This window comes from Paramylibacter ulvae (assembly GCF_014652655.1).
Taxonomy (GTDB): Bacteria; Pseudomonadota; Alphaproteobacteria; order Rhodobacterales; family Rhodobacteraceae; genus Amylibacter; species Amylibacter ulvae.
The window spans coordinates 32689-49668 of record NZ_BMZF01000001.1 but is presented as its reverse complement, the minus strand read 5'-3'; the positions used below and the strand labels follow the sequence as shown (position 1 = coordinate 49668).

The window sequence follows — 16980 nt, the reverse complement described above, 5'->3', positions numbered from 1 at the left end:
GTTGCGCGCGTTTGGTCAAGGGCACAGGTGATTTTTGCTTAAAAATATGTTACGCTGTTGGGATGAACAGGTTCATTTTGATCTTTTTCGTGGGTTTTCAGGGCATTGCCAACGCAGACCCAATTGAATGGCCCGAATGTTATTGCACAGATCGCAACGGTGCACGCATCGAGCTTGGCCAGCAAATTTGTATGCAAGTTGACGGGCGCAGCTATACCGCGCGGTGCGAAATGTCGCTCAATGTGCCGATGTGGCGAGAGGTGAGCGCGAATGAATGCCTCAGCTCATCGCGCGATTTGGGCGAAACTGTCCAACCATTGCAAAGCGCGCTTTTGGTTCACCCCTAAATCAGAATGGCCGACAACGGAACGCGAAAACATTGTAAACGTTGAATTATCCGCATCGATTTCACGAAAACGCACCGTAATCACATCGGGATAGCGCATCAATTTCGTGCGTTGAACATATGTGATTTTACCTGTTTCAACATCCCCAGACAGGCGCGTGGTCGATGGCTGTGCCATTGCAAAATCATCGAATTTTTGCGCCAGTTCGGTTGCATGAATTGGGAATACACCCGCGTCATCCTCCGACAAAGTATAGCCGTTCGGCTTGGTCAGTTCAGCCGCTTGGCTTTCGGAATTGATGTGCCAGATTTCGCTGTCCAACACCAAACGATCCATACGGAACCGCATGTAAAAATACCCACCCAAGGCAATTGCCAAGACGATTAATCCAACCATTTTCTTGCTCACCTATTCTGCCGCCGTGTCCTGAGCGTTTTGCGCATCAAGCACCGCGGCGCGTTGTTCAACCAAATCAACGATATGATCAACCATACCCGCATTATCGGTTTTGTGATCTTGCTTACCAGCCATGTAAACCATACCAGAGCCAGCACCACCACCCGTGAAACCAACATCTGTCATCAATGCCTCACCTGGGCCGTTCACAACACAGCCAATAATTGACAAAGACATAGGCGTTTTAATATGTTCCAGACGTTTTTCCAATTCGGCAACGGTGTCGATCACGTTAAACCCTTGGCGCGCACATGATGGACAGGAAATGATATTCACGCCGCGATGGCGAAGCCCGAGTGATTTGAGGATTTCAAAGCCAACTTTGACCTCTTCCACGGGATCGGCGGACAGGGAAACGCGCATCGTATCGCCAATGCCCATCCACAATAAATTGCCCAATCCAATGGCGGATTTGATCGTGCCCGATGTTAATCCCCCTGCTTCGGTAATACCGATATGGATGGGGGCATCTGTCGCCTCGGCCAAACCTTGGTACGCGGCGGCGGACATAAACACATCAGATGCTTTCACCGAAATTTTGAATTCGTGAAAATCATTGTCCTGTAAAATGCGAATATGATCCATCCCACTTTCGATCATCGCATCGGGGCATGGTTCGCCGTATTTATCCAACAGATGTTTTTCCAACGACCCGCCATTCACGCCGATGCGGATGGAACAATTGTGATCACGAGCGGCCTTGATCACTTCGCGCACACGCTCAGGCGACCCAATGTTGCCAGGGTTGATCCGCAAACAGGCAGCACCCGCCTCGGCGGCCTCGATTGCGCGTTTGTAATGAAAATGAATGTCTGCAACCAATGGTACTGGGCTTTCGCGGACAATTTCGTGCATAGCATTTGTCGCCGCCTCGTCTGGGCAGCTGACCCGTACGATATCCGCCCCCGCATCGGCACAGGCCTGAATTTGCGCAATGGTTGCCTTCACATCATGGGTTAATGTGTTGGTCATGGTTTGCACGCTGATCGGAGCATCCCCGCCAACAGGCACATTGCCCACGTGAATTTGGCGGCTTTTGCGGCGATAGATATTTCGCCACGGGCGAATTTCATTCAATGACATAACACTGGCCTAATTTGTTCTGTGTTCTGGTTTGATATACGCGGAATTAGCGTGGTTTCACACCGAAAAATATCACATTGGGGTGATGAATTAATCGGTCGTGATTTCCGCCACGTCGGCCAATTGCGCGGTGTTCACCGGTGGCGCGAGCGGGGAATCAAACAAATCCGTCACTTCGGCAAATTTTTCGGAGACTTCGCTGGCCCCCAATGGCACCTTGCGCGCAACACCTGTTTTTACCCCAACGGGGCCATATGTTTTATCGCCAACCATGACGTAAACGGAACCTGAATTACCCGCGCGTAACAATGCATCTTGCACATCGGCTGGTACGCGATACCGCTCACCTGCATCCAATGTTTTTTCAAACAATATGCCACCAGATTTTTGAAAAACTCGCACCCATGCTGGGCGCAATGCAACGATATCAACGGCCGGTGGGCCATCTTCGACAACTTTTACCTTGGTTGGTTGCTGTTCCACCTCGATCGCGGCGACCTGAATTTCGGGTTGCTGTGGTGCGACGGGCATTGTGCCAACCAATTGCGGATCAAGTGCCACAATCGGGCCATCACGTGCGACAAGCTGTGGAATTTCCAATTCTTGCGGACGATACAAATCTTCTAATGTCATGCCAGAGCTTTCGGCGACATTGAGTGATGTTGTTTCGGTGCTGATGTCGTCAATCAGCGCCAGATCAAGGTTCACCGTATCCGATGCGACGCCTGGTGTTTCGTTGATCGGTGCGAATTGTACGCGCTGCACTTCTTGTAAAACCGAATAACCACCGTAACCAACGCCTGCGATCAATGCACATAACAGCGCCGTTGAAACGATTCCTGATACGGAAATCATTTCAAACACGCCCACTGGCGCGGGGCGATTGGGAACGCGTGGGTTGAAAATCGGGTCGTTCATCAACGCTTGTGAACGTGGGCTTAATGCAGATGTTTTTGACTTTTTCGATTTTGCATCTGCTTCGCTGAGCGCAGGGCGCACCCCGTCAAATCCGCTTTGCTCGCAGAACCGTTCAAACGATTTTTGCGGATCCATGCCCAGATATTTAGCATAGGAACGGACATGCCCAGAAATAAAGCTGGGTGTTGGAAAAACGGTCAGATCGCAATTTTCAATCGCTTCAAGATATTTTTGATTGATTTTCAGGGAATCCGCGACGTCATGTAAACTTTTGCCAAGAGTCGCGCGTTCACCCCGCATTTCATCGCCTAGGGTAATCTCAAACTGATCAAAACCAAGTAGTTCTTCAGTATTTGTTGCTGGATCGACAGCGTCTGTCATACCCATTTTCCCTCTTACCTCAAAGTGTAGACGGCGTAGAATCCGCGTCACCTTTTTATCATTACGATAACTATATGGCCAAATAGTGACTTTTGCAAAGTCTTCAAGTGTTAATAGGCACTTAACAGGCGATTTCTGACCTATTCAATTCGCAGTGCGCCCATAACTGATCCATCGCATCAACCAAATCGTTAATCATTTTCTGGTCGTGCACTGGCGATGGCGTGAAACGCAAACGTTCGGTGCCGCGCGGAACCGTGGGGAAATTGATCGGTTGAACGTAAATACCAAAATCAGATAGCAACCGATCCGATATCATTTTGCACATCTGCGGGTTGCCAACATGGACAGGCACGATATGGCTCCCGTGATCATCAAGTGGCAGGCCAAGCGCGCGAAAACGATCCTTTAATTCGGATGCAACGGCTTGGTGTTTTGCACGTAATTGCGTATCCAATTTCAGATGCGCCACCGATGCCTGTGCACCTGCCGCAATCGCGGGTGGTAATGACGTGGTGAAAATAAAACCCGGTGCATATGATCGGATTGCATCCACCATATTGGCGTCCGCTGCAATATAACCACCCATCACACCGTATGCTTTGGCCAAGGTACCGTTCACGATATCAACGCGATCTTGCAATCCTTGTAACTCCAATACGCCGGCACCTGTTGCACCATACATGCCCACGGCGTGGACCTCGTCAATATATGTCAATGCATTGAATTCATTTGCTAAATCACAGATTTGTTCAATCGGTGCGAAATCACCATCCATGGAATAAACGGATTCAAATGCGATCAGTTTTGGTGCATCCTTTGGATGCTGCGCTAACAATTCACGTAGATGATCAACATCGTTATGGCGGAAGATGTGTTTTTCACAATTGCCATGGCGAATACCTTCGATCATGGATGCATGGTTCAATGCATCGGAAAAAATCACCAGTCCTGGGAACAATTTTGGCAACGCAGATAGCGTCGCCTCGTTCGCGTTATACGCCGATGTGAACACAAGTGCAGCATCCTTGGCATGCAAATCTGCAAGCTCTGATTCCAACGCCTTGTGATATACGGTATTGCCCGAAATATTGCGCGTGCCACCAGAACCCGCTCCCGCATTTTCAATCGCATCGTGCATCGCATCAATCACGGCGGGATGTTGGCCCATGCCCAAATAATCATTTCCGCACCAAACGGTGATGTCTTTTTCAACACCATCTGCATCTGTCCAAACCGCCTTTGGAAAGGATTGGTTTTTACGACAGATATCCTGAAACACGCGATAGCGCCCTTCGTCATGCAGCTGGTTAACGGCTTGGTCGATGCGATTTGAATAATTCATAACTGATTCCACTATGGTCGATGCCACCATAGAGCAATGCGACCAAGGGCTTAAGTTCCAAATCGCCGCATCGTGCGATTCGTCACCAAAAGCACAAATTATTAGTAAATGTAACGGATTTGATCGCCCCAATACCGTTCCACACGGTGCAATGAATTGGTGATATCTTGCAAAGTACTTTCGGTCAGAACACCGCGTTCTTTCATGCCGACCGCGTGGCGTTGGAATAATTCGGCAACAATTTTACGCACATTTTGCCCCTCGTCGGTCAATTTCACACGTACGGCACGGCGATCAACCTCGCATCGTTTGTGATGCATGTAGCCACATTCAACCAGTTTTTTCAGGTTATAGGAAACATTCGACCCTTGATAATAACCCCGCGATTTCAATTCGCCCGCAGTTACCTCGTTATCGCCAATGTTAAACAGCAACAATGCCTGCACAGAATTGATATCCAACAGATTTAATCGTTCGAATTCATCTTTCACCACATCCAACAATAAACGGTGCAACCGTTCCACCATTGCCAAGGATTCCAGATAATTGCCCAAAAAGTCTTGGGATTCGGGGCCGCTGCCCCGTCCGTTCATGTTTGAATGTATGCTCATGCTCGTTTCTCCGCTGTTGACTGCTTGCGGATGTTTTGAACGATAAATTCAAACAAGTTCTTAAGGCGTCGAAAATTATTTCGATAATTGCAAAAAATGCGATCTAATTTTATGTAAAGCTGGCGCTATTTCTGTTGGAATTTCATCGGGATGCGTGATCCAATAGTATAAATCCTGATCATGCTCTGCCATCATGGATTCATGCGCATCCAGTTCTGCATCGGTCAACTTTGCCATTTCTTGATCGGCAAAATTCCCCAAAATCAGATCCATTTCTTTGATTCCCCGACGCCACGATCGCAGGCGTAGGCGTTTCAGGCGTGTTTCACGATCTTCTGACATATCTATCCTCTTTGGCGTCGATTGCGTTTATCACGCCCAATCGCGTGGTCAATCATGGCTTGCCGTTTCAATGCGCGCTGGCTAAACATTTCATGATTTATTGCGGAGCAACACCCATGACTTTCTTGGCCAAATCATTATCACGTGTCAAACCATCGCCCACCATTGCCATCACCACCAAAGCAGGTGAATTGAAAGCGGCGGGGCGTGATGTGATTGCGCTCAGCGCGGGTGAACCCGATTTTGATACGCCTGATAATATCAAGGATGCTGCAAAGGCTGCGATTGATGCAGGGAAAACCAAATATACCGCCCCCGATGGTATTATTGAGTTGAAACGCGCCATTTGTAATAAATTCAAGCGCGACAATAATCTGGATTACACACCTGAACAGGTGTCCATTTCCACAGGCGGCAAACAGGTCCTGTATAATGCATTGATCGCCACGCTGAATCCTGGGGACGAGGTGATCATCCCTGCCCCTTATTGGGTGTCATACCCTGATATGGTGTTGCTTGGTGGTGGCACACCCGTACCCGTTGCGGCACAGATCGAGGATAATTTCAAACTCTCGCCTGCCGCCTTGGAAACTGCCATCACACCAAAAACCAAATGGTTGATTTTCAACTCACCGTCCAACCCAACGGGTGCGGGATACAGCCGCGCAGAGCTGAAAGCATTGACCGATGTTTTGGTTAAACACCCCCATGTATGGGTCATGACCGATGATATGTATGAACATCTGGCCTATGACGGGTTTGAATTTTGCACACCAGCCGAGGTAGAGCCAAAATTATATGACCGCACTTTAACCGTAAATGGTGTGTCCAAGGCATATGCCATGACCGGTTGGCGCATTGGTTACGCCGCCGGCCCTGTTGAATTGATTAGCGCCATGCGCAAAGTCCAAAGCCAAAGCACATCAAACCCCAGCAGCATAAGCCAATGGGCAGCACTTGAGGCATTGACAGGCCCCCAAGATTATTTGGACATGAGCCGCCCGATTTTCCAAAAACGCCGCGATTTGGTGGTGGATATGTTGAACAAGGCCGACGGTCTGGTCTGCCCCACGCCAGAAGGTGCGTTTTACGTTTACCCATCCATCGCAGGATGCATCGGTAAATCCACGCCAGAGGGTGTGAAAATCGAAAATGACGAAGTTTTCGCAACCGAGTTATTATCAAGCACAGGTGTTGCCGTTGTCTTTGGCGCGGCATTTGGTTTATCACCCAATTTTCGCGTAAGCTATGCCACATCAGAATCCGAATTGATCACCGCCTGTACGCGTATCCAAGAATTCTGTGCTTCACTAAATTAACATATTTCAAACACAAAAATGCTAATTCAAACCTTACTTAACATGATGTATCACGAGTAAAGGATTGAAATCATGGGAAAAGTCGTCGCAATGAAAAAACCAGACAGTCTATTCTTTCGCGTCAAAGAAAACGGTGCCGCTGTTTTTCGCGTTGATACGGAAAACCGCCAGCGCCGTTTGGAATTACAACAAATCGCCAATGTGAACACCAAAACGGGTGAAATTAAATCGCAAGGCGATGCGATATTAACCGCCGCTGAAACCCAATCCATGCAAGAATGGATTAGCGCGCGCCAAGAATTGATCGCACAACAACAAGCGGACGAAATTCGTCAAACCATCGATACGATTTCATTAACTGCGCATATGTTTCAATCACGCGCCACCGACGCAGAGGTCGATGCATTCGCCGATGATTTATTGATGGCTATGCATGATTTGCGATCCGTGATTGTGCGCAAAAAATCAGAGCGTTTGGAAAAATCCAAGAAGTTGAAATAAATCTTATACAGGTAGGAACGTCGTCGATTTAATTTCTTCCATCGACAGCAATGCCGTGACGTTGAAAATTTTCACCTCACCAATCAATGCTTGGTAAAATTTATCATATGCTTTGGCGTTTCGCACGCGCACCTTAAGGATGTAATCAATATCCCCTGCAAGGCGGTGTGCTTCTAATACTTCGGGTCGTTCTTTTAATGTTTTCAAAAACTTATCCTGCCATGATTTTTCATGCTCGGATGTGCGCACCAGTACGAAAAAACATGCTTCTAACCCCAATTTATCCGCATCCAACAACACCGTTTCCCGCTTGATTAAGCCGCTATCGCGCAGTTTGCGAATGCGGTTCCAAACGGGGGTTTTTGATGCGCCAACCTTTTTCGCGATTTCATCAAGCGATTGCGAGGCGTCGATCTGCAATTCTACCAAAATTTTCCGATCTATCGCGTCTAATTGGGCGGTCATTCTGCTTTTCCCTTAAATCATGGATTTTTTCACTTACAATCGCAATTGTGAGAAATTATTTCCTTTAAAATCTGCTTTCGACAGGTCTTTCTTGGAAAATTATTCCAAATCGCCTATATCGTCTACGAAACCAATTTAATGAAAGCAAGCCCAATGCGACACTTTCCAGTCTTTGTCGATCTCTCCAACAAACGCGTTGTCGTGTCTGGCGCGGGCGAATGCGCTGTGGCCAAGCTACGTTTGTTGTTGCGTACAGAGGCGGATATTCACGTATTTGGCGCAGATCCTGTCGATGTTGTGCGCGATTGGGCGGATGCGGGTAAAATCACACTTACATCGCGTGCATTGCAAAATGATAACATTACAGAAAGCGTATTGTTTTACGCCGCAAATGATGATGCGGCCGAAGATGCGCGTGTTGCCGCCATCGGACGTGGTGTAAGCCAGCTAACCAATATCGTTGATAATCTGGACGACAGCCAATTTATCACCCCTGCCATTGTGGATCGTGACCCTGTGACCGTGGCGATTGGGACAGAGGGCGCCGCCCCTGTGCTCGCGCGCAAAATCAAACAACAGGTCGAAGAATCTTTGCCCGCGAATCTTGGCATTTTGGCGCGGATCGGTCAGGCATTTCGCCCTGCCGCCGATGCATTGCCCATGGGGCGCAAACGCCGCGATTTTTGGTCACGGTTTTATTTTAACGCAGGCCCGCGTGCATTGGATCGTGGCGGCAAGATTGCTGTGCAAGAAACCCTGAATCACCTGTTGGATGATGCGCTGAACACACGTGCGGCGTCTGGCCGTGTGCATTTGATGGGCGCTGGCCCCGGTGATCCAGAATTGCTCACCCTTAAGGCGCGTAATTTGTTGCACGAGGCCGATGTTGTGATCCACGATCAATTGGTATCTGCGCCGATTTTGGAATTGGCGCGACGCGAGGCGATTGTTGTTGAAACAGGTAAGCGCGGTTTTGGAAAATCATGGAAACAAGACGATATTAACGCCTTGATGATTAAACACGCGGCACAGGGGCATCATGTTGTGCGCCTAAAATCAGGTGATCCCGTGATCTTTGGCCGCTTGGACGAAGAAATGGATGCGCTATCAAACGCGGGCATTCCGTTTGACATTATCCCTGGCATCACATCGGCCAGTGCGGCGGCGGCCAGCATTGGGCAATCGCTTACCAAACGTGGGCGCAATTCAACATTTCGCATCCTGACGGGCCATGATGTTGATGGCTTTGCCGATCACGATTGGCGCGCACTTGCAAAATCAGGCAGCACCGCCGCCATTTACATGGGCAAACGTGCATCGCGTTTTTTGGCGGGGCGTTTGTTGATGCATGGCGCAGACAGTGCGATCCCAATCACCATTGTTGAAAACGCATCACGCGCGGATCAACATATTCTTTCCACATCCCTTGGTGCGTTGCCCGATCTGATGGATCAGGTGGCATTGGATGGCCCTGCCATTATCTTGCTGGGTCTTGCGCCCCGCGCCGCATTGGATGCAATCGACACATTAGAAGAACAGGAATTCGCATAATGGCACGCCCATTTAAACCCAAAGTTTTAACCGCCAATCGTTTGATCGAAGGCGACGTTGTGTATTACGCCGCAAATGGCGAATGGGTCAGCGCCCATGAAAACGCGATGTTTATCGAGGACGAAGCCGAGGCAAATGATTTGTTGGCACAGGCCAATGCGCAATCTTATTTGCTGGTTGGCCCTTATTTGGCGGATGCCGTATTGGAACGCGGCAAACCCGTTCCCACCCATTTTCGCGAAGCATTTCGCACCCGTGGCCCATCAAATTACGACCACGGCAAACAGGCAGAGGCATAATACATGTACAGCTATTCCCAGTTTGACAAAGATTTCGTTCAAACCCGCGTTGATCAATTCCGCGCGCAGGTTGAACGCCGTATCGATGGTTCACTAACCGAAGAAGAATTCCGCCCCCTGCGTTTGATGAATGGTCTCTATTTGCAATTGCACGCCTATATGCTGCGCGTGGCGATCCCTTATGGCACGCTGAATTCTGCAAAAATGCGTCAGCTTGCGATGATTGCCGATAAATTTGACAAGGGTTACGGCCATTTCACCACACGCCAGAATATCCAATATAACTGGCCAAAATTGAACGAAGTGCCCGATATTTTGCAAGCACTTGCCGATGTGGAAATGCACGCTATTCAAACATCTGGCAACTGTGTGCGCAATGTCACCGCCGATCATTTTGCAGGTGCTGCCGCCGATGAAATCGAAGACCCACGCCCAACAGCAGAATTGTTGCGCCAATGGTCAACCGATCACCCCGAATTTGCATTCTTGGGGCGTAAATTCAAAATTGCGATCACAGGATCACCAAATGATCGCGCTGTGACCAAGGCACATGATATTGGCCTGCGCATGGTGCGCAATGATGCTGGCGAACCCGGTTTTGAGGTGATCGTTGGTGGTGGTCTTGGCCGCACACCGATGATTGGCAAAGTCTTGCGCGAATTTTTGCCCCGCGAAGATTTGTTGCCCTATGTGGAAAGCATCCTTCAGGTTTATAACATCCTTGGGCGTCGCGATAACAAATACAAAGCGCGGATCAAAATCACCGTGCATGAAAACGGTATCGAAAGAATCCGCGAATTAGTCGAAGAACGCTTTGTCCTGCAACGCGCAGCATTTGGTGAATTCAACCACGCATTGTTTAACGATATCGAAGCCGCATTTGCTCCACCCCCCTATATCAGTGCATCCACCGATGCGTTTGATGCGGCAAAATCATCTGACCCAGCGTTTCGTTCATTCGTGGATACCAACCTATCCGCGCATAAAAACGATGAATATGCGATTGTTTCGATTTCGATAAAAAAACAAGGCGACACGCCGGGCGATGCCACATCCGAACAGATGCGCGTGATGGCGGATTTGGCCGAAAAATTTGGCCACGATGAATTGCGTATCAGCCACGAGCAAAACGTGATACTGCCACATGTGCATAAATCCCATCTGCATGAGGTTTACAAAACCTTGCAGGCCGTTGGCCTTGGCACTGCGAATATCGGTCTGATTTCCGATATCATCGCCTGCCCCGGCATGGATTACTGTGCGTTGGCAACGGCGCGTTCAATCCCCGTGGCCCAAGAAATCGCCACCCGTTTTGATGAATTGAAACTTGAACATGAAATTGGCGCACTGAAAATCAAAATCTCTGGCTGTATAAATGCCTGTGGTCATCACCATGTGGGACATATCGGGATTTTGGGTCTGGATCGCGCAGGCGTTGAAAACTATCAAATCACGCTGGGTGGTGATGGTACAGAAACCGCTGCCATTGGCGAACGTGCGGGCCCTGGGTTCAGTGCCGATGAATTGCTGCCAGCGATTGAACGCTTGATCTATGGTTATCTTGAAATTCGCGCGGATGAGCACGAAACATTTTTACAAACATATCAACGTCTGGGCGCCGAACCGTTTAAGGCGGCGCTTTATCCTGAAACCAAAATAGCGGCGGAATAATCCCATGCCATTTGAAGCACCAGAATTGACGATTGAGGAGCGTGTTGAACAGCTTAACCATAGCTATCGCCATCACGCGGCCATTCCGATCTTGACCCATGCGCTGAACGATCCAATGGTCGGGCGCGTGGCGATGGTGTCTTCCTTTGGGGCCGAAAGCGTTGTGTTGTTGCACATGATTTCGCTGATCAATCCTGATACGCCCGTTTTGTTCATCGACACGCAAATGTTGTTTCAAGAAACGCTGGATTATCAAACAGAGGTCGCACAAAAACTGGGCCTGACCGATGTGCGTACCATTCGCGCCGATGCCGCACAGGTAAAAAAACGCGATCCATTTGCACGCCTTCATCTGGCCGATACAGCAAGCTGTTGTAACCTGCGCAAGACCGAGCCATTGTCAAATGCACTGAATGATTTTGATGCATGGATCACAGGGCGCAAACGGTTTCAGGCAGGTACGCGCACAGCGCTTGATCTGTTCGAGGCAGAGGAAAACAAACGCCTTAAAATCAATCCGCTGGCGCATTGGCGCCGCGAAGATTTGCAAGATTATATTATCAATAACCGCCTGCCCCGCCATCCGCTGGTGGATCAAGGCTATCCATCCATTGGCTGTTCGCCAACCACATGCACATCCAAAGTCGCTGCTGGCGAAGACCCGCGTTCGGGTCGCTGGCGTGGATCTGACAAGGTGGAATGTGGCATTCATTTTTCAGACGGCGGCGCAACCCGCACAGGAGACCAAGCATGAGCGTAATTGTAACAGATACAGGGTTTGCACCCGACGATTGGACGGATGGTTTCCACGCATGGGACGATACCGCCCTGTCACGCTGGCAACATGCCAATGGTTACGCCATTGATGTGCCAAACACATCAAACCCTGCCGATTTGGTGCCATTCTTTGACGATTGTGCCATGATCCGCATCGCATTCCCAAGCTTTGCCGATGGGCGCGGTTTTTCCATAGCACGTCATTTGCGCCTGTTGGGCTATACGGGGCGTTTGCGTGCGAACGGTCATGTTTTGGCCGATCAATACGCAATGGCGCGCCGTGTTGGCTTTGACGAAGTTGAAATCAGCGACGATCTGGCCAAACGCCAACCCGCCGATCAATGGCAATTCCGCGCTGATTGGCGCGACCATAGTTACCTTGACCATGTGAAAAAAGCTGGCTAAGCCAAAGCCGCAACAAATTCCTCCCTTGTATTGCAGAGATTGAACCGATGAACGAACAAGTCAACGTTACCAAAGCAAAGCCCGTATTGCCCGATGCGCAAACGGTTACCAAAGTTACCCATTACACGGATCGTTTGTTTTCGTTCCGCGTGACACGCCCGCAATCATTGCGCTTTCGCTCTGGCGAATTTGTGATGATCGGGTTGATGGGCGACAATGGCAAACCGTTGCTGCGCGCCTATTCCATCGCATCCCCATCATGGGACGAAGAATTGGAATTTTATTCGATCAAGGTCCAAGACGGCCCGCTGACATCTAAATTGCAGAATATTCAGGTTGGCGACGAAGTCATCGTGCGCCCCAAACCCGTGGGAACATTGGTTTTGGATGCATTGCTGCCCGCCAAACGCATGTATTTCATCGCAACAGGCACAGGCATTGCGCCATTCGCATCATTGATGCGCGACCCTGACCTCTACGAGCGTTATGACGAGGTCATCATGTGCCACACCTGTCGCGAAGTGGCAGAGCTGAAATACGGTGCTGATTTGGTCGCGAGCCTTGCAGATGATCCATTGATTGGTGAATTTGTCGGCGATAAATTGAAATATTACCCCACAACAACCCAAGAAGAGAGCCAAAAAATGGGGCGCATTACCACCCTATTGAAGGATGGAACGGTTGCGGCAGACCTTGGGTTGCCGCCTCTGAATCCAGCAACAGATCGTGTGATGATTTGTGGGTCAATGGGGTTAAACGTGGACATCAAAGAAATCTGTGAAAATGCAGGCTTTACAGAGGGTTCCAACAGCAGCCCCGCCGAATTCGTACTAGAAAAAGCATTCGTTGGTTAAACCAAAAACGAACAATTCATTGCATCAAGGGTGGGCGTTTGCCTGCCCTTTTTTGTGGCACTGCTTATAAATGTTACAACAGATAAACCACGCGTGTATAACAACCATGTGAGTGGCGCGTTATAAAAAATCTTTGCTAACACTATCCCATCGCAAGAACGCGATACTTGTTCAACAGTTATACCAGAGGAAAAATCTTATGGCGAAATCAGTTAAAAAGGTGGCAATCGCATCAGCAGTTGCAGCAGCAGCATCAATCGCAGGCGCTGCCCACGCAGCAAACGTAAAATGTTACGGCGTTGCATTGGCCGGTGAAAACGGTTGTGCGGCGGGTCCAGGCACATCATGTGCAGGTACATCAACAGTTGATTACCAAGGTAACGCTTGGAAATTGGTTGCAGAAGGCTCGTGCGTAACAATGGAATTGCCAGCGGCCGACGATGGCATGGCGCGCAAAGGTTCATTGGAAGCCTTGGATCGCGACATCCCATCCTAAGCCATTTGGGGGTGGCAATGCTGCCCCCATTTATTTTCAAGGGGAGCTTTTTATAATGTTGGATCAATCAAAATCCGCACCTAATCCCATGCCCAACCGTGCGGGCGTTGGCTATAAGGCGCAACATTTAAACGACATTTTAAAAGACACCTCTGTCATTTCTTGGCTGGAAATCCACGCCGAAAATTACATGGGCGATGGCGGACGACCGATTGCCCAACTTAAACATCTGGCCGAAATTTACCCTATTTCTTGCCACGGTGTTGGCCTGTCTATCGGTGCTGAGGGTCCGCTCGATGCGGATCACCTTGCGCGTTTGAAACATCTGGTCGACTGGCTCAACCCTGCCCTGTTTTCGGAACATCTGGCGTGGTCCACGCATGACACGCATTTTTTGAACGATCTCCTCCCTGTGCCCTACACACAGGATGTGGTTGATCGTGTGGTTGATCATATCAATCAGGTGCAAGACACCGTTGGGCGCCAAATGTTATTGGAAAATCCCAGCACATATGTCGCCTTTGCCGAAAGCGATATGTCAGAAATTGATTTTCTGTCGGCGGTTGCCAAACGCACGGGCTGTGGCTTGTTACTGGATGTAAACAATGTGTTTGTCTCCGCCACCAACCAACAGTATTCGCCACAAGGCTATATTGATGCCTATCCTCTTGAACATGTTGGGGAAATCCATCTTGGCGGGCATGAAGAAGACGCCGATGATCACGGTGAGACCTTGCTTATCGACAGCCACTCGCGCGCGGTCGTCGATCCCGTTTGGGCGCTTTATGAATACACGCTTGCCCGTTCTGGACCACGTCCGACATTGATCGAATGGGACAATGATATCCCATCATGGGACGTTCTGGCATCAGAGGCTGCACAGGCCGACGCATTGCTGGCAAACACCGTGCAAAAGGTCGCGTGATGGCCGATCCGATGGTGGTTAGCCAACCGATTTTCACCGACGCGGTTCTCGACCCAGATTTGCCAACACCACCTGGATTGATTGATCCAACCGGTCGCCCCGCCGGCAAACGATTTGACGTTTATCGCAATAATGTTGTCACCAGCTTGATTGATGCGATGCAAACCGCATTTCCCGTTATTCACAAATTGGTTGGCACCGAATTTTTCAACGCGATGGCGGGTGTTTATGTGCGCGAATTTCCCCCTGAAAATCCAATGCTGATGTTTTATGGCACTGAATTTCCAGCATTTTTATCCACATTCGAACCCGTGGCGCATCTGGCCTATTTGCCCGATGTGGCGCGGTTGGAATTGGCGCGGCGACAATCATACCACGCAGCAGATGCGCTTGGCTTTGATCCACAAACACTGGTTGATATGCCCGAGGATGCATTGTTGCAATCCCGTTTTGATCTGGTACCAGCGGCGCAGATTATTCGGTCCGAACACCCGATTCAGAGCATCTGGCATCACAACATGATCGACAATGCGCACCCTGTTGCGCCACACGGCGAAACCGTGTTGATATTCCGCCCCGAATTTGACGTGGACGCCGCGCTAATCAGCCCGAGCATCGCGCACTTTCTGGAACATATCCAATGTGGCGAAACACTTGAAACTGCGTTTGAACAGACGCAACAGATTGATAACGAATTTGATATATCAAATGTCATCACTATGATGATTTCTACGGGTATCATCAATAAAATAAAGGGTTAAGGGGAAAACATGACTTGGATTTTACAGCTACACGATCGCATTTTTGCACGGATTTCGGCGATGTTGGCGGGGTGGTTTTTACCCACATTTGCGCGTTTCATTTTTGCAGCGACCCTGTTGATGTATTTCTGGAAATCCGCCGCCACCAAATTGGGCGAAGGCTTTAGCGGGTTGTTCGCGCTTGACCCAAACGGATATGTGCAAATTTTCCCCAAGGCAATGGAGGCGGTTGGTTATGACCCTAGCCAACTTGGCTTTATCTACAAACTGATCGCGATTGCTGGGACTTGGGCGGAATTGATCCTGCCTTTGTTTATCGTGCTTGGCCTGTTCACGCGTTTGGCGGCACTTGGCATGATGGGGTTCGTTGCGGTGCAAACATTGGTTGATGTCACAGGGCACGGCGCGAAATTTGGCGGCTGGTTTAACAACCAATCAGGTGAGCTGATCGCCGATCAACGCCTGTTTTGGTATCTGCTGTTTGCCACACTTTTGATCAAGGGCGCGGGGCCAATTTCATTGGATCGTTTTTGTAAAACGCCCTAATCTTCTTTTTTCAAAAGTCCCGCTGTTAACGCCAATATTCCCGCCACCAAACATAGCGTGATGGGGAACATGGTGAAGGCTCCGAATTCAAAGCCAAGATACATGCCAGCGGCGGATAATAACAGCAACACGCCTGCCACCAACGGCAGGCTCACTGCCATGCCACCACCGACCAGCGCAAAGATTGGTGCGATCAACGCCAGAAACCGTGTTTTATTAACGTTATCAACCTGTTCTGCGATGTCAGGAATTTCACCAAACCAGTTGATAAATTCGGTATAGCCATATCCGAAAAAGCCAACGATCATTCCCCAAATGCCGGAAATAATCCCCAAGATCAGTGCTGTTCTGCGCATAAACTTATCCTTATCTTACGCCATCAATGTGGGGATGAAACCTTGTGTTTTCAAGCGGTGAATTTCGCCGCGACATCAGCGCCCCACCCCAAAGTTAGATCACCATCATGATCAATCACGGGGCGTTTCATCAATGCGGGATGTGCCATCAACAAATCAATCGGATCGCGCGTGCGTTCCGCGTCATCCAAACCACGCCAAGTGGTGGAACGGGTGTTTAACAATGCTGCGCCAAATGCGCCGTAAAACCGTTCCAGATCGGCGCGGCTGATACCATCGGCGCGCACATCAACAAAGGTGGTTTCATCGTCAAATGCACGACAAACCTTTAGCGCCTTGCGGCACGTATCGCAGTTTTTCAAACCATAAAGTGTCAGTGCCATTTCACGTATCCCATTCACTTAAATTTTATCCCTATCCATGTTGGCATAAATCCGCACATAGAAAAACCACCAATCGGTGATTATCGTCACTTTCATCAAACCCCTTATTTTCTAGGGTGAAATCACTGTATCTTGGTGGCCTTCTCTCCCCGTTTGCACCCACCAGATCGGCGGCAACGCACGGCCCC

At 49.4% G+C, this 16980-nt stretch carries 22 protein-coding genes; 13 read left to right on the top strand and 9 right to left on the bottom strand.

From position 1 onward, the window contains the following. Nucleotides 1–62 precede the first annotated feature (62 nt). Nucleotides 63–347: a hypothetical protein gene (locus IE094_RS00290; RefSeq protein ID WP_189638584.1), complete on the top strand. Its 285-nt coding sequence runs from the start codon at nt 63–65 to the stop codon at nt 345–347. Here IE094_RS00290 and IE094_RS00285 read toward each other — a convergent pair. The 6 genes from IE094_RS00285 to IE094_RS00260 form a co-directional block, all read right to left on the bottom strand. Further along, nucleotides 285–755, bottom strand: coding sequence for a DUF1499 domain-containing protein (locus tag IE094_RS00285; protein WP_189638583.1), 471 nt, complete (start codon nt 753–755; stop codon nt 285–287). The two genes, IE094_RS00290 and IE094_RS00285, sit on opposite strands and share 63 nt — an antisense overlap. Further along, nucleotides 756–1886 (bottom strand): flavodoxin-dependent (E)-4-hydroxy-3-methylbut-2-enyl-diphosphate synthase, encoded by a 1131-nt coding sequence (ispG, locus tag IE094_RS00280; RefSeq protein WP_189638582.1) that lies wholly within the window; start codon nt 1884–1886, stop codon nt 756–758. It lies immediately after the preceding gene. A 90-nt stretch (nt 1887–1976) separates the two neighbouring features. Further along, complete coding sequence (locus IE094_RS00275) at nt 1977–3185, bottom strand: helix-turn-helix domain-containing protein (RefSeq protein WP_189638581.1); 1209 nt, start codon at nt 3183–3185, stop codon at nt 1977–1979. Between the two features lie 121 nt (nt 3186–3306). Continuing rightward, complete coding sequence (gene hemA / locus IE094_RS00270) at nt 3307–4530, bottom strand: 5-aminolevulinate synthase (protein WP_189638580.1); 1224 nt, start codon at nt 4528–4530, stop codon at nt 3307–3309. Nucleotides 4531–4631: 101 nt separating this feature from the next. Continuing rightward, nucleotides 4632–5141, bottom strand: coding sequence for a MarR family winged helix-turn-helix transcriptional regulator (locus tag IE094_RS00265; RefSeq protein WP_189638579.1), 510 nt, complete (start codon nt 5139–5141; stop codon nt 4632–4634). 75 nt (nt 5142–5216) lie between these two features. Then, entirely contained in the window at nt 5217–5483 is a 267-nt protein-coding gene (locus IE094_RS00260) for a succinate dehydrogenase assembly factor 2 (RefSeq protein ID WP_189638578.1), read from the bottom strand. A gap of 116 nt (nt 5484–5599) precedes the next feature. Here IE094_RS00260 and IE094_RS00255 point away from each other — a divergent pair, with 116 nt between their 5' ends. Both IE094_RS00255 and IE094_RS00250 read left to right on the top strand, forming a co-directional pair. After that, the gene (locus IE094_RS00255; RefSeq protein WP_189639395.1) at nt 5600–6802 is read left to right on the top strand and encodes a pyridoxal phosphate-dependent aminotransferase; all 1203 of its coding nucleotides are present in this window, start codon (nt 5600–5602) and stop codon (nt 6800–6802) included. 72 nt (nt 6803–6874) lie between these two features. Then, the gene (locus tag IE094_RS00250) at nt 6875–7303 is read left to right on the top strand and encodes a hypothetical protein (protein ID WP_189638577.1); all 429 of its coding nucleotides are present in this window, start codon (nt 6875–6877) and stop codon (nt 7301–7303) included. Between the two features lie 3 nt (nt 7304–7306). On the opposite strand, the gene IE094_RS00245 is transcribed toward IE094_RS00250, so the two are convergent. Next, nucleotides 7307–7768 carry an Lrp/AsnC family transcriptional regulator gene (locus tag IE094_RS00245; protein WP_189638576.1) on the bottom strand — a complete coding sequence of 154 codons (462 nt, stop codon included), beginning with the start codon at nt 7766–7768 and terminating at the stop codon, nt 7307–7309. Nucleotides 7769–7921: 153 nt separating this feature from the next. Here IE094_RS00245 and cysG point away from each other — a divergent pair, with 153 nt between their 5' ends. The 10 genes from cysG (at nt 7922) to IE094_RS00195 (ending at nt 16053) form a co-directional block, all read left to right on the top strand. Further along, entirely contained in the window at nt 7922–9319 is a 1398-nt protein-coding gene (gene cysG, locus IE094_RS00240; RefSeq protein WP_189638575.1) for a siroheme synthase CysG, read from the top strand. Next, on the top strand, nt 9319–9618 hold the full coding sequence (locus IE094_RS00235; RefSeq protein ID WP_099593692.1) for a DUF2849 domain-containing protein: 300 nt from the start codon (nt 9319–9321) through the stop codon (nt 9616–9618). The genes cysG and IE094_RS00235 overlap by 1 nt, the downstream gene beginning before the upstream one ends. 3 nt (nt 9619–9621) lie before the next feature. Further along, the gene (locus tag IE094_RS00230) at nt 9622–11289 is read left to right on the top strand and encodes a nitrite/sulfite reductase (RefSeq protein ID WP_189638574.1); all 1668 of its coding nucleotides are present in this window, start codon (nt 9622–9624) and stop codon (nt 11287–11289) included. Nucleotides 11290–11293: 4 nt separating this feature from the next. Beyond that, a complete protein-coding gene (locus IE094_RS00225; protein ID WP_189638573.1) occupies nt 11294–12043 on the top strand; it encodes a phosphoadenylyl-sulfate reductase in 750 nt (249 codons plus the stop codon). Next, complete coding sequence (locus IE094_RS00220; RefSeq protein ID WP_189638572.1) at nt 12040–12471, top strand: DUF934 domain-containing protein; 432 nt, start codon at nt 12040–12042, stop codon at nt 12469–12471. Before IE094_RS00225 ends, IE094_RS00220 begins: the two co-directional genes overlap by 4 nt. Before the next feature lie 47 nt (nt 12472–12518). Continuing rightward, nucleotides 12519–13325 carry a ferredoxin--NADP reductase gene (locus tag IE094_RS00215; protein ID WP_189638571.1) on the top strand — a complete coding sequence of 269 codons (807 nt, stop codon included), beginning with the start codon at nt 12519–12521 and terminating at the stop codon, nt 13323–13325. A gap of 199 nt (nt 13326–13524) precedes the next feature. Next, nucleotides 13525–13821, top strand: a complete 297-nt coding sequence (locus IE094_RS00210) for a BufA1 family periplasmic bufferin-type metallophore (RefSeq protein ID WP_189638570.1) — start codon at nt 13525–13527, stop codon at nt 13819–13821. A gap of 55 nt (nt 13822–13876) precedes the next feature. Next, nucleotides 13877–14746 carry an MNIO family bufferin maturase gene (gene bufB, locus IE094_RS00205; RefSeq protein ID WP_189638569.1) on the top strand — a complete coding sequence of 290 codons (870 nt, stop codon included), beginning with the start codon at nt 13877–13879 and terminating at the stop codon, nt 14744–14746. Continuing rightward, nucleotides 14746–15507, top strand: coding sequence for an HvfC/BufC N-terminal domain-containing protein (locus IE094_RS00200; protein ID WP_189638568.1), 762 nt, complete (start codon nt 14746–14748; stop codon nt 15505–15507). The genes bufB and IE094_RS00200 overlap by 1 nt, the downstream gene beginning before the upstream one ends. Before the next feature lie 9 nt (nt 15508–15516). Further along, entirely contained in the window at nt 15517–16053 is a 537-nt protein-coding gene (locus tag IE094_RS00195; RefSeq protein WP_189638567.1) for a DoxX family protein, read from the top strand. On the opposite strand, the gene IE094_RS00190 is transcribed toward IE094_RS00195, so the two are convergent. Together IE094_RS00190 and IE094_RS00185 are read right to left on the bottom strand one after the other, a co-directional pair. Next, nucleotides 16050–16409, bottom strand: coding sequence for a hypothetical protein (locus tag IE094_RS00190; protein WP_189638566.1), 360 nt, complete (start codon nt 16407–16409; stop codon nt 16050–16052). The genes IE094_RS00195 and IE094_RS00190 overlap by 4 nt on opposite strands. A gap of 50 nt (nt 16410–16459) precedes the next feature. Beyond that, nucleotides 16460–16786 (bottom strand): arsenate reductase family protein, encoded by a 327-nt coding sequence (locus IE094_RS00185; protein WP_189639394.1) that lies wholly within the window; start codon nt 16784–16786, stop codon nt 16460–16462. Between the last annotated feature and the right edge of the window lie 194 nt (nt 16787–16980).

What these genes read in the sequence shown, in the direction of transcription:
- IE094_RS00290 (WP_189638584.1), top strand. Translation starts at nt 63, where the DNA reads ATGAACAGGTTCATTTTGATCTTTTTCGTGGGTTTTCAGGGCATTGCC.
- IE094_RS00210 (WP_189638570.1), top strand. Translation starts at nt 13,525, where the DNA reads ATGGCGAAATCAGTTAAAAAGGTGGCAATCGCATCAGCAGTTGCAGCA.
- IE094_RS00220 (WP_189638572.1), top strand. Translation starts at nt 12,040, where the DNA reads ATGAGCGTAATTGTAACAGATACAGGGTTTGCACCCGACGATTGGACG.
- ispG (WP_189638582.1), bottom strand. Translation starts at nt 1,886, where the DNA reads ATGTCATTGAATGAAATTCGCCCGTGGCGAAATATCTATCGCCGCAAA.
- IE094_RS00225 (WP_189638573.1), top strand. Translation starts at nt 11,294, where the DNA reads ATGCCATTTGAAGCACCAGAATTGACGATTGAGGAGCGTGTTGAACAG.
- IE094_RS00200 (WP_189638568.1), top strand. Translation starts at nt 14,746, where the DNA reads ATGGCCGATCCGATGGTGGTTAGCCAACCGATTTTCACCGACGCGGTT.
- IE094_RS00195 (WP_189638567.1), top strand. Translation starts at nt 15,517, where the DNA reads ATGACTTGGATTTTACAGCTACACGATCGCATTTTTGCACGGATTTCG.
- IE094_RS00245 (WP_189638576.1), bottom strand. Translation starts at nt 7,768, where the DNA reads ATGACCGCCCAATTAGACGCGATAGATCGGAAAATTTTGGTAGAATTG.
- IE094_RS00275 (WP_189638581.1), bottom strand. Translation starts at nt 3,185, where the DNA reads ATGACAGACGCTGTCGATCCAGCAACAAATACTGAAGAACTACTTGGT.
- hemA (WP_189638580.1), bottom strand. Translation starts at nt 4,530, where the DNA reads ATGAATTATTCAAATCGCATCGACCAAGCCGTTAACCAGCTGCATGAC.
- IE094_RS00255 (WP_189639395.1), top strand. Translation starts at nt 5,600, where the DNA reads ATGACTTTCTTGGCCAAATCATTATCACGTGTCAAACCATCGCCCACC.
- IE094_RS00260 (WP_189638578.1), bottom strand. Translation starts at nt 5,483, where the DNA reads ATGTCAGAAGATCGTGAAACACGCCTGAAACGCCTACGCCTGCGATCG.
- IE094_RS00215 (WP_189638571.1), top strand. Translation starts at nt 12,519, where the DNA reads ATGAACGAACAAGTCAACGTTACCAAAGCAAAGCCCGTATTGCCCGAT.
- IE094_RS00265 (WP_189638579.1), bottom strand. Translation starts at nt 5,141, where the DNA reads ATGAGCATACATTCAAACATGAACGGACGGGGCAGCGGCCCCGAATCC.
- cysG (WP_189638575.1), top strand. Translation starts at nt 7,922, where the DNA reads ATGCGACACTTTCCAGTCTTTGTCGATCTCTCCAACAAACGCGTTGTC.
- IE094_RS00230 (WP_189638574.1), top strand. Translation starts at nt 9,622, where the DNA reads ATGTACAGCTATTCCCAGTTTGACAAAGATTTCGTTCAAACCCGCGTT.
- IE094_RS00235 (WP_099593692.1), top strand. Translation starts at nt 9,319, where the DNA reads ATGGCACGCCCATTTAAACCCAAAGTTTTAACCGCCAATCGTTTGATC.
- bufB (WP_189638569.1), top strand. Translation starts at nt 13,877, where the DNA reads ATGTTGGATCAATCAAAATCCGCACCTAATCCCATGCCCAACCGTGCG.
- IE094_RS00250 (WP_189638577.1), top strand. Translation starts at nt 6,875, where the DNA reads ATGGGAAAAGTCGTCGCAATGAAAAAACCAGACAGTCTATTCTTTCGC.
- IE094_RS00190 (WP_189638566.1), bottom strand. Translation starts at nt 16,409, where the DNA reads ATGCGCAGAACAGCACTGATCTTGGGGATTATTTCCGGCATTTGGGGA.